Annotated in this window: 10 protein-coding genes; 4 read left to right on the plus strand and 6 right to left on the minus strand. The window is 69.7% G+C overall.

Annotation, left to right across the window (positions count from 1 at the left end; translation table 11 throughout):
• From D7V80_RS37750 to D7V80_RS37770, 5 genes are all read right to left on the minus strand, one after another.
• A partial coding sequence (locus D7V80_RS37750) for an SDR family NAD(P)-dependent oxidoreductase (RefSeq protein ID WP_120592683.1) occupies positions 1 to 150 on the minus strand: 150 nt, incomplete at its 3' end.
• A 194-nt stretch (positions 151 to 344) separates the two neighbouring features.
• Complete coding sequence (locus D7V80_RS37755) at positions 345 to 1415, minus strand: radical SAM protein (protein WP_120561291.1); 1071 nt, start codon at positions 1413 to 1415, stop codon at positions 345 to 347.
• The gene (locus tag D7V80_RS37760) at positions 1412 to 1651 is read right to left on the minus strand and encodes an anti-sigma factor (RefSeq protein ID WP_014399836.1); all 240 of its coding nucleotides are present in this window, start codon (positions 1649 to 1651) and stop codon (positions 1412 to 1414) included. Before D7V80_RS37760 ends, D7V80_RS37755 begins: the two co-directional genes overlap by 4 nt.
• Before the next feature lie 65 nt (positions 1652 to 1716).
• Positions 1717 to 2346 carry an RNA polymerase sigma factor gene (locus tag D7V80_RS37765; protein WP_120592678.1) on the minus strand — a complete coding sequence of 210 codons (630 nt, stop codon included), beginning with the start codon at positions 2344 to 2346 and terminating at the stop codon, positions 1717 to 1719.
• Positions 2347 to 2380: 34 nt separating this feature from the next.
• Positions 2381 to 2965: a DNA-3-methyladenine glycosylase gene (locus D7V80_RS37770; RefSeq protein ID WP_120592684.1), complete on the minus strand. Its 585-nt coding sequence runs from the start codon at positions 2963 to 2965 to the stop codon at positions 2381 to 2383.
• A gap of 313 nt (positions 2966 to 3278) precedes the next feature.
• Between D7V80_RS37770 and D7V80_RS37775 the strand changes: the two genes are divergently transcribed.
• The 3 genes from D7V80_RS37775 to D7V80_RS37785 all read left to right on the plus strand — a co-directional run bounded on the left by D7V80_RS37775 (position 3279) and on the right by D7V80_RS37785 (position 7737).
• Positions 3279 to 5009, plus strand: coding sequence for a hypothetical protein (locus D7V80_RS37775; RefSeq protein ID WP_120592679.1), 1731 nt, complete (start codon positions 3279 to 3281; stop codon positions 5007 to 5009).
• Positions 5010 to 5060: 51 nt separating this feature from the next.
• Positions 5061 to 5969 carry a hypothetical protein gene (locus tag D7V80_RS37780; protein WP_120592680.1) on the plus strand — a complete coding sequence of 303 codons (909 nt, stop codon included), beginning with the start codon at positions 5061 to 5063 and terminating at the stop codon, positions 5967 to 5969.
• A gap of 214 nt (positions 5970 to 6183) precedes the next feature.
• On the plus strand, positions 6184 to 7737 hold the full coding sequence (locus D7V80_RS37785) for a 4-alpha-glucanotransferase (protein WP_120592681.1): 1554 nt from the start codon (positions 6184 to 6186) through the stop codon (positions 7735 to 7737).
• Between the two features lie 57 nt (positions 7738 to 7794).
• On the opposite strand, the gene D7V80_RS37790 is transcribed toward D7V80_RS37785, so the two are convergent.
• Positions 7795 to 8109: a hypothetical protein gene (locus tag D7V80_RS37790; protein ID WP_120592682.1), complete on the minus strand. Its 315-nt coding sequence runs from the start codon at positions 8107 to 8109 to the stop codon at positions 7795 to 7797.
• Between the two features lie 167 nt (positions 8110 to 8276).
• Here D7V80_RS37790 and D7V80_RS37795 point away from each other — a divergent pair, with 167 nt between their 5' ends.
• Positions 8277 to 10454: an outer membrane protein assembly factor gene (locus tag D7V80_RS37795; RefSeq protein WP_233586031.1), complete on the plus strand. Its 2178-nt coding sequence runs from the start codon at positions 8277 to 8279 to the stop codon at positions 10452 to 10454.
• Positions 10455 to 10484: the final 30 nt, after the last annotated feature.

A 10484-nucleotide genomic window follows, 5' to 3' on the forward strand; every position in this document is an offset into this window, starting at 1 on the left:
CATGCGCACCGTCTCCTCCAACGGCTCGACACGTCTGCCAGCCGCCACCACCCGCGCGCCCGCCCGGGCCAACGCGAGCGCCGTTGCACGGCCAATCCCTGAACCCGCCCCCGTCACCAGGGCGACCTTTCCTTCCAATCGATGCGTCATCCGACAGCTCTCCCAGACACGGGCCCGCTCATGAGGTCGCGCCCGCGGGGCCCTCTCGCCGCGGCGCACGGTCCTCGTAGCGCCGCGGGGCCAGGGCCCGCGCTCCGGTTCTTGCCGTCGAAATCACGAACCCCGCGCGAAGCCGCGAGCGCCTCACCGCCGGGCACGGAAGCCCAGGCCGGCGGAAGCGGACGTCAGGCCTGCCGGGGCGATGCAGCAGGCGTCGGCAGCACCGTGCCGCCGTACTGGCTCGCCGCCAGCGTGCCGCACGCCGCGCCAATCTCCTTGCCGCCCGAATAGCGCCGCGCGATGGGCGCCTTGAGGATCTGAAGATGGTCCCGGAACGCGCTCAACTCCTCCGCCGTGGGCGGCAGGTACTTGCCCGTCGGATCCGTCACGTCGATGAGGTCCACCTTGATGGGGATGCCCTCGAACGCCGCCTTCAGCGCCTCCGCGTCCTCGCGCTCCAGGTTGAAGCCCTGGATGGCCACGTAGGCAATCATCGCCCGCTCGCGCCGCGCCTCGCTGTACTCGCGGATGGCCTGGATCAGCTCCGGCAGCGGGTGCGTCTTCTCGATGGGGAGCACCTTCGCGCGCTTCTCCGGGATGGCGCTCGTCACGCTGAACGCCAGGCGGAACGGGTGCCCTTCCTTCGTGTAGCGGCGAATCGCGGGCACGTGCCCCGCCGTGGAGAACGTGATGGCCGTGCCGGAGATGGAGAACCCCGCCGGGTGCGAGAGGATCTGCGCCGCGCGGATGGTCTCCTTGTAGTTGAGCAGCGGCTCGCCCATCCCCATGAACACCACGCCGCCCACGCGCCGGTCCGCCTCCGCGCGCACCTGCATCACCTGGTCCAATATCTCCCAGGTCTGGAGGTTGCGCTGGAAGCCCAGCTTGCCCGTCATGCAGAAGTCGCACGCCAGCGCACAACCCACCTGGCTGGACACGCAGACGACGTACTTCTCCTCGAAGATGGGGATGCGCACCGCTTCGATGCGGCCGCCCAGCGGCGACTCGAAGAGGTACTTCACGAAGCCGTCTTCCGCCTGCCGCCGCTCGACAATCTTGAGGGACGGCATTTCCGCCTGGGCGCGGAGCAGGTCCGCGACCCGGCGCGGCACCTGGGGCGCCAGCGCGACGGCATCCACCGTGGGACGGGCGTGGGCGAAGACGCCCGCGAACACCTTGCGGACCGCGGTCGCGGACGGCTGGGCCGGCGCGAGCGCCGCTTCCAGCTCCGGCAGCGACAGTTGTTTCAGGTTCACGAGCAGGACTTGATCTTCGAGCGCAGGAACTCGGTCAGCTTCGCCGACACTTCCCGGGGCATCTTCAGCGCCATGGCGCGCTTGCACAGCCCGGGAGTCGCCCGATAGGTGCTGAGGAATTCCTCGCAGGGCTTGCAGCCCGACAGGTGCTCCTGCAGGTGCCGCGCCTCCTCCTCGGGCATCTCTCCCTCGAGGAACTCCAACAGGAGGTTGATGGAATCTTTGCAGGTATACATCCGAACCTCGGCTGGCTGCGGCTCCCCTCGTTCCTGTTCGAAGATGCCGAGGCGCCCTGGGGGTTTCACACCCCGCGATTGTCCCGGTTGTAGAACAGGTCGATGGCTTCTCGCAGCGCGAGCCGTGCCCGGTGCAGGCGGCTCTTGATGGCGGGGATGGAATCCCCCGTCACTTCTGCGATCTGTTCGTAGCTGAGGCCGTCCACGTCTTTCAAGAGGAAGACTTCCCGGTAGCCCTCCGGCAGCCGGTCGGCCGCCTGCTGGATGGCCTGCCCCAGCTCCGCGTCCAGCGCCTTCTCCTCGGCGTCCCGGCTCCAGTCGGTGACGGGGTAGTCCGCCAGGGTGCCGCGCTCCGTGAACTCAGGGGCCTGGAGCTCCGCCTCCGCCGCCTGGGCCACCCGGCGGTGACGCAGGCGCATGAGGGCGTGGTTGGCCGCGATGCGGTGCACCCAGGACCCGAAGGCCGCCTCGCCCCGGAAGTCCTTCAGGTGTTGGTAGGCGGACAGGAAGGTGTCCTGGGTGATTTCCGCCGCGTCCGCCTCCGAGCGCGTCATCCGCAGCGCCAGGCCGTAGACCCGGTCCTGGTGCAGGCCCACCAGGGCCTCGAACGCGGACACGTCACCGTCCTGGGCCCGCGTCAGGAGCCGCCGGTCTTCTTCCTGCCGGTCTTCTTCCTGGGGGGCCTCTTGGGACATGACTTTTCCACCCAACCAGTCGAAAGGTTCCGCGTCAAGGCCGACGGCGAGGCCGCCGGGAGACGAAGCGGCTGACGTGTCCACTGTCCCGGTCCCACAGCCGGAAGGGTTCAGCGGCCCACGCCCCGGCATACTCCACGCCGATACGCGGTCCCCGCTCCACCCGCGCGTCCGGCACTGGTGTCCCCGGCAACAGGTGGAGCCCCTCCGAGTCCAGCGTCAGGTCGTTGTGGTTCAGGTTCAGCCCCATCACCCGGCACAGCCTTCCCGGCCCGTCCGTCCGCTCGCCAGGCAGGATGCCCTCCACCGGCTCCACGCCCCGCACCAGCACCGCCGCCGCCACCCCGGGCGCGTCCGTCACCACGTTGAAGCAGTGGTGCATTCCATAGATGAGGTAGACGTACGAGCGCCCCGCCGGCCCGAACATCACCTCCGTGCGCGGCGTGCGGCCCTTGGACGAATGACACGCCAGGTCGTGCTCGCCCAGGTAGGCCTCCACCTCCACGATGCGGCCTACACGCCGCCCCCGCACGCCATCCACCACCAGCAGGGTGCCCAGCAGGTCGCGCGCCACCTCCAGGGTGGGCCGCGCGTAGAAGGACAGAGGAAGGGGGCTCATGGGCGAGGGGCTTGTCCGGGCGCGGAGGATGATGGCGGACCGCCTCATGCACAACCCTCCGAAGGAGCTGGTTTCCTTCCGCCGTCCCTGTGCGGCTCCAGGCCCGACTGTTGCGTTTCAAACCATCCCTGGAGTACGAACCCGCCGACACGCTCAGCGAAACGGGGAGCCATCCCCCTCGCGGGCATCGGGCCTTGGAGAGGGGCAGGCCAGTCCTCGAAGCGCGCCAAGCCACCCGACCCATCGGGCGTCCCCGGCCGCTTGCTGCCCCCTGGGGATACCGCCCCCCACCGCAAAAGGACTCCCCGCAACCATGAAACAGGCGAACCTCCTCCTCGCGACCCTCCTCTCACTTGGCTTCGGCGACGCGCTCGCGGCGAAGCCGGCCCCCAAGGTCGAAACCGCCGCTCCCGCGGAGGCCGTGCCCTCCGGCGCGCCGACCTGGTGCGACGGCGTGACGGAGAAGCTCTCCTCGACGCCCGAATCCCTCGAGCTGGCGTCGGAGTACTTCAACGGGATGACGCTGGGGGAGATGCGCGACCTGGTGCTCTACAGCTGCGAGAGCCCTGGCGACGAAGGGCGCCGCGCGTGGGTCCAGGCGGTGCGGCAGAGCCTGAGCAACCAGCATGGCCTCACGCTCGCCGACAACGAGCGGCTGATGAAGCTGGCCGCGAAGACGTATGGACAGGGCGGGCGCTACCAGGCGCCCAGCATGAATGACAACCCCGTCTGCCAGAAGCTGGCCCCCATCACGACCGGCCCCGAGAACCTGCGCCTGATTCGCTCGCTCGAGCGCATCGGCGTGGGCTGCGGCGACTGGAACACGCAGGAGAATCGCTCGGTGCTCGGCTCGCAGCATCGCCGCGAGGAGCCCGCGGTCTGGGTGGTTGACTACGAGGGCGGCTTCGACAGCGAGCTCGCGAAGGCCGTCTTCGTGAAGTCCCAGATGACCAACTTCCGCGCCCTGGGCGAGTCCACGCGAAAGGACCTGCGCTACTACCGCAACTGGGTCAACGCGTCCGGCGTCACCCTGGATGACGCGGCGTTCCGGCGGCAGCTCGCGGCCATGGACCTGCCCGAGGAGGCGGAGATGCGGGCGGTGCTGACCTTCCGCGGCGCCATGGCGGAGTTCGCGGAGCGCCAGCGCTTCATCGAGGACGCCGCGAAGAAGGACAAGGCGGTGGCCGCCATGTTCTTCAAGGGCCCCGAGGCCGCCCGCGCGCAGTGGGCCAAGGAGGCCGCCGCGAACAAGGCCGTCTTCGAGTCGGTGCTGGCCCTGGAGGCGAAGCGGACGGACACGCCCGGAGGGATGACCGGCTGCGCCAGTCAATTGTTCCCGGCCTTCCAGGGCTGGGCGCGAGACTACGCCAAGGCGAACCCCTCCACCTCCGTGCAGGAGATGACGATGGGGGGCTATCTCGGCTCCGCGCTCGCGTACGGCCTCACCCTGTGTGGCCTCAACGACAAGGAGGCGCCCGTGATGGAGCGGGTCTTCGAGTACTACCTGAGGCGGACCCTGGTGCAGCGCGGTCCCATCGCCGCCTCGGTCCAGGGCATGGTCAATGGCGCCAACGAGAGCCACGGCACGAGCGGCCTCACGGACCTGGCGAGCCCCGCCGTGCAGCTCCCCAGCATGGGGATGAGCGTGCACACCGAGGACTCGCCGATGGACCCGACCCGGCTGCCCAGCGGCGTCGTGGCGAAGGTGACGCCCAAGGGGAACCAGGTGCTCATCACGTTCAAGAAGGAGACGCGCAAGGAGCCGGTGTACGAGTGCTTCGACACGAAGGAGATCTGGTACGTCACGCCCGGAGGCAACGTGCGGTACCGGAGGGCCTGCAAGAAGGTGAGTGACCAGACGGTGACCGGGGCTCCCGCGCCGCTCACCGTGCCGCGCTTCGCGGCCGGGGGTATCAAGCCGGGCAACCTGGTGCGGTTCTGGAAGTACACCAACGGCGAGAGCGCAGGCAGCGGCTGGCCGGTGGAGGTGTTCGCCGACGGCAGCCGCAAGCGCCGGGTGAACCTGCTCGGCGCACAGCTCTGAGGCGTTCGCGCCACCCCGTCCTGAGTCCCTGGCGGAGAGGAGCCCCCCTCCATGACCGAAGAGACCGACTCCACGCCCAACGGTGTCCCTCCCGCCTGCACGCCGAAGGAGGCGCCGCTGTTCGTTGGCCCGGAGGGTGTGTTCGGGCTCTTCGCCGGGTACTTCCCGTTCCTGTACGGCCTCGTCCCCCTCATCGGCCTGCTCGAAGGGAACGTGAGCGCCGGGGAGCTCGCCCTGGGCTGCGTCGCGCTCGGGGTCGGCGGGTACGGCATCGTCTGGGATCGCAAACGGGTCCGTCGTTCGAAGCGATTGCGCGCCGCCATCGACGCCGCCATCCCGGACGAAGACCGCATCGCGGAGGACCAGGTTCTGCCCACGCTCGCCCGCGCCTTCTCGGGGGCTGTCGTGCCAGCGACGCCGCAAGGCCTGGTGGACTCGCTCCGGAATCCGGGACAGGGGCGCGCGCCCGAGCGCCACGAGCGAGTGTGCGTCACCAGGGATGGCGTCGAGCTCACCATCTACTTGAAGAGCTTCCATGCCTCATCCGGCGAGTTCGATGACCGGGGGCCTGGGATGATTCATCTCCTGGCCTACTGGCGGGTCCAGGCCCGGGTCGCGACGGAAGTGGAGTTCCGCCTGTCGCCGCGCGAGATGGCGGAACCGTTCTCCTTTCGCTGGGACCCGGTCTGGGAGCCCGGCCCGCGAACGTTCGAGGCGCTCTTCCAAGTCGAGGACCCCTCGGGATGGGTGCGGACGCAGCTCCCCGCGGAGGTCCGCGCGCTGCTGCTCCAACGAACGGCGTTCGTCGTGCGGTGCACCCACGGCCGCGTGGAGTGCATGTGGCCCCAGACCGTCGTCGGCGTGACGCGCTCCCGCTTCGAGGACGCCGCGCGCATCGTCTCCTTGATTGCGCGCCAGTTGGGGGCCGACACGGCCAGCCAGCGCGACGTGGGGACATGACACACCCGGTCACGCCCCAGCGAGTCCGGGGCGGGGCTCACGGCAGGGGGGACGCCGCCGAGGTCGGCCTGGACTTCGCCCCCCTTCCGAAAGGCGCCGCGCCCCGTCCAACTTTCACCAGCCAACCTCCGCGAGCCAGACAAGCAGGCACGGGTGAACACCCGGGCGACGGCAGTTCACACCGGCCCGGGGCTGGGGCAGATTGTGCCGCACCATGTCTACTCCTGGCCGGCTCTCCGGTCTCCTGCTGCCCCTCTTCTCCCTGCGTTCGCGAACGGACTTCGGCATCGGTGACTTCGGTGCCATGGACGGGCTCTTCTCCTGGATGAAGGCCGCGCGTCAGCGCATGTTGATGGTGCTGCCCCTCCTTCCCACCGCGCCCGGCGACCCCAGCCCGTACGCCACGCGGTCCGCGTTCGGCCTGAACCCGCTCTTCATCGACCTGAACCAGGTGCCGGAGTTCCAGGCCACCGGCGGCGAGGGCGCGCTCAGCGACGCGCAGAAGCAGCAGCTGGCGGAGGCCCGCGCCGCGCCGCGCGTGCGCTACGAGCTGGTGTTCCCGCTGAAGGACGCCGCGTTCGCGCGCGCCTTCGACCACTTCGAGCAGCACGAGTGGGCCCCGCGCACGCCGCGCGCCCAGGAGTTCCAGAAGTGGCGCGAGGCGCAGGGCGAGTGGCTGGAGAGCTACGCGCTCTTCACCGCCATCAGCGAGAAGGAGGATCGCCGTCCCTGGTGGCAGTGGCCCGAAGGGCTGCGCACGCGCCAGCCGGATGCCCTGCGCGCCATCCAGGAGCAGGGCCTGGAGCGCCGCGTGCGCTACCACGCCTGGCTCCAGTGGCTGGCGGAGGCGCAGTGGAACCAGGTCCGCGCGCAGGCCAGGGCGAAGGACGTGCTCCTGTGCGGGGACGAGCCCTTCATCATCGGGCAGGACAGCTCTGACTGCTGGGCCCACCCGGACATCCTGCGCCGCGACGCGCGCCTGGGCGTGCCGCCGGACGACTTCTCCGCCACGGGCCAGGACTGGGGCCTGCCCTACTTCGACTTCGCCGCGATGGAGAAGGACGACTACGCGTGGCTGAAGAAGCGCGCGGCCAAGGCGGCCAGCTACTACGACCTGCGCCGCGTGGACCACGCGGTGGGCTACTTCCGCCAGTGGATCCGCGACGAGAAGAACCCCACCGGCTACTTCGTCCCCGGAGACGAGCCCACCTGGCGCCGCCAGGGTGAGAAGCACTTCCGCCTGCTGTCGGAGGGCGCGGGCATCGTCGCCGAGGACCTGGGCGTGATTCCCCCGTTCGTGCGGCAGATCCTCGCGGACCTGAAGCTGCCCGGCTACCGCGTGCTGCGCTGGGAGCGCGACGATAACACCTACCGCGACCCGCACCAGTTCCCCGCCGTGTCGCTGGTCACCACCGGCACGCACGACACGGAGCCGCAGGCGGAGTGGTGGGAGCAGGCGCAGGAGCACGAGCGCCAGAGCGCCGCGCGCGCGTGGCCGGAGTTCCAGGGCGTGGCGCTGACGCGCGAGTTCACCCCGGACATCCACCGCGCCACGCTGGCCGCCGCGCTCAACGCGGGCTCGGACCTGTGCGTGCTGCCGTGGCAGGACGTGCTGGGCACGCGCGACCGCATCAACCTGCCCGGCACCATGGACGACGCCAACTGGGCCTACCGCATCGCGCAGAACACGGACGCGCTGCTCACGGAGCCCCAGACGAAGGACGCCGCGGAGCGCCTGGCGTGGCTCACCGCCTCGTCTCGCCGCTAGCCTGAAAGCCTTCCGCCCCGGGGCCGATTGCCCCGGGGCGCCTGGACGCGCGGCCGCCTACTGCTGGCCGTTGCCCTCGATGCACTTCACCTGGCCGGGGAAGCCGTCGAACACGGCGCAGCGGCGGCCCGCCTTCGCGCACTCCAGCCGGTCGCAGATGTTGTCCACGACGCACAGGGGCGGCGAGCGGCCGAACTCCAGGAACAGCTCCGCGCAGAAGCGCAGCGGATCCGCGCACCCGATGGAGCCGCAGTAGGGCGTGTCGGAGAGGCTCTCTCCCTCCTTGAGTTGGACCACTTCGTCTTCGCTCACGCCGCAGCCGGTGGCGAGCACCAGCGTGGCCGACAGCAGGAGTGCGATTCGCCGGACCATAGGGACCCGAATCTGACGCACCCAGGGCCCGGTTGCACGCGCCACGGCGGAGCCCGGAGGGTTGGCGGACACTGACCCCGTCCCCGAGGTCGTGGAATGCGACATTCGCCGCACAAAGAAACATTGCGAAACGCGTCAGGGGCTGGCCATCCGCTAAGAAACGTGACGTGGCCGACGTCCGACTCCTCCGATTCCGCTCCGCCGTGCCCCTCGCGCTGGCCGTGCTGCTCACGGCGTGCGCCACCACCTCCAATCAGCCCACCGGTCCGAAGGTGAAGTCCCTGGACATCCAGGGGGCGAAGCAGGTGGACGACGGGGACATCAAGGACCGCATCCTCACGTCCTCCACGCCCTGGTACGCGTTCTGGCCCTTCGGCAAGGCGCACTACTTCGACACCAACGCGTGGCAGGCGGACCTGCGCCGCATCGAGCGCTTCTACCAGGCGGAGGGCTTCTACCAGGCGCAGGTGGAGTCCAACGAGGTCATCCCGGACGGCGACAAGGCCGTGCGCCTCAAGGTGGTGGTCAACGAGGGCGCGCCCACCGTCATCGACCGCATCGAGACGCACGGCCTGGAGTCCTTGAGCGAGGGGCCGGACCAGCCGTCGCAGCGCGAGCGCGAGCGCATCCTGGAGGAGCTGCCGGTGAAGACCGGCGACGTGTTCCGCGAGGAGACGTGGACCGCCACCAAGGAGCTGGTGCTCCAGCGGCTCAAGGACCTGGGGTACGCGGAAGCGGAGGTCGGCGGCGAGGTGCGCGTGGACGTGGCCACGCAGAAGGCCGTGGTGGACCTGCAGATTGCCCCGGGCCTGCGCTACCGCTTCGGCAACATCTTCATCGCCACGGACGCGAACCCGCAGGTGCCGCCCCGCCGCATCATCGAGCAGGCGCAGGGCGCGGTCATCAAGGGCGCCTACTTCAGCGAAGCAGCGCTGGCGGAGGCGCAGGCGCGCGTCTTCCGCATGGGCGTGTTCGGCGCGGTGAAGGTGAACCGGGGCGCGCCGGACCGGCAGAACGCCACGGTGCCGGTGGTGGTGGACGTGCGCGAGTCGCCCTTCCACTCGATCCGGCTGGGCGGCGGTATCGGCGTGGACGCCGCGCGGCAGGAAGGCCGCATCCTGGGCGAGTGGACCAACCGCAACTTCCGCGGCGGCCTGCGCAGGCTCACGCTGCGCGGACGCCTGGGCTACGCCTTCATCCCCAACGTGCTGGCGAGCCTCCGGGGCGACGAGGACTCCGAGGAAGCCCCCATCTTCAGCTTCACCACGGAGTTCGAGCAGCCACGCTTCCTCTTCCGCGACCTGGCCCTGCAGGCCTCCGTCACCGCGGAGAAGGGCCTCCAGCAGGCCTATTCGTTCTACGGCGGATATCTCAAGACAGGCGTCATCTGGACGCCCCACCCGTCCTTCTCCGTCTTCCCCTCGTACAACCTGCAGCTCTACCGGCTGACGGGGCAGGTGAGCCTGGAAGAGGGCGTCCCGCCCATCACCCTGGGCTGTGTGAACACGACCAAGGAAGGCACCTGCGACCAGGCGCTGAGCTTCCTGGAGATCGCGTTCGCCTGGGACCGCAGAGACGACCGCACCGAGCCGCGCAACGGCTACTACGTGGGCTTCTCCATCCAGAAGGGCGGCGGCCCCTTCTTCGGGCAGTACCAGTACGTCCGGCTGCTGCCGGACCTGCGCTACTACCACTCCATCGGCGACAAGAAGGACCTGACGCTCGCGGTGAAGCTGCGCGGGGGCACGCTGAACCCGGCGGGCGGCGGCCAGAGCTCCATCGTCACCCGCTTCTTCTCCGGCGGCGCCACCGCCATGCGCGGCTTCAACGGCCAGCGGCTGTCCCCCATGACGCCGCTCGCGCCGACCTACAAGAAGGACGACGACGACAACGTCCTGCTGGACGCGAACGGCAACCCCATCCTGGATTCCTGGGACACGGTGCCCGTGGGCGGCAACAGCCTCTTCGAGAGCTCCGTGGAGCTGCGCTACATGCTCACGGACAGCCTGATGCTCGCCATCTTCTATGACTCCGGCCTCGTGGGCACGGAGGCGCTGTTCGACAAGAACGGCCCCAAGCTGTTCGGTCCCGAGCACTACCACGCGGTGGGCGGCGGCCTGCGCTACCTCACGGTGGTGGGCCCCATCCGGCTGGACATCGCCAGGCGCTTGAACATCGGGCGGGGATTGCCCGTCAGCGATCCCGGATACATCTATCCGTCCTCTGGTGGATGCCTGGGCTTCGGGCGCAAGTTCGACAAGACCTCGACCTCCGCCGATGCAGCCTATGCGGGTGCCCCGGAAGGGCTCTGCGCGGTCCATATCTCCATCGGAGAGGCGTTTTGAGCGAACCCACGACCCCCGCCCCCTCCGCCC

It is taken from the genome of Corallococcus sp. CA054B, assembly GCF_003611625.1.
GTDB classification, from domain to species: domain Bacteria; phylum Myxococcota; class Myxococcia; order Myxococcales; family Myxococcaceae; genus Corallococcus; species Corallococcus coralloides.